Consider the following 598-nt stretch of genomic DNA (forward strand, 5'->3'; position numbering starts at 1 on the left):
ACAGGGGGTAATAGGGAGTAATAGAGAGTAATAAGTATTGACATAATTTCTTATCTGGTATAGAATTAGAGCAATAGGGAGTAATGGGGTACGAACTCTGGTAACACTGTTCGGTATGGTTATGCTGGTAAGACTGGTGCAATTACTAAAAGCCAAATTTCCAATTTCGGTAACGCCGTTTGGTATGGTTACGCTGGTAATGTCTTCACCCTCAAATGCACCCCGATCATATGCACCCCGATCAATTCTCGTAACTTTGATGCCTTCGATGGTTGACGGGATAACAACATCTTTTCTTGAACTTCTATAGCCGGTGATACTAAGTGTTCCGTCACCGAGTTGTTTAATCTCAAAATCATCGCCTGAGTTTGGCGTTTGCGCGAATACTGTCGCACACAGTGCCGTGCATAGTAATAATGCTATTACTGTTCTTTTCATCTTGAACTCTCCTTTTGTTTTGTATAAAAAGCCTTTGTGCAACCGAAGGTCGCTTGGCGTTTTTCCGAGGATAGTGAGAAATGTAACCACGCTGTGGTTACAATAGCGTTGAAATAGCGATGTTTCTTTACTTTTAAGCCGGTTTTTAACTGGGGGGGGG

Annotated in this window: 1 protein-coding gene; it reads right to left on the reverse strand. The window is 42.1% G+C overall.

The window, feature by feature from the left end; all coding sequences use genetic code 11:
• Nucleotides 1–438 (reverse strand): leucine-rich repeat protein (locus tag ACYVRH_RS14220; RefSeq protein WP_461257528.1); only part of this gene is annotated, 438 nt, incomplete at its 3' end.
• Nucleotides 439–598: the final 160 nt, after the last annotated feature.

It is taken from the genome of Treponema sp. R80B11-R83G3 (genome assembly GCF_054786115.1).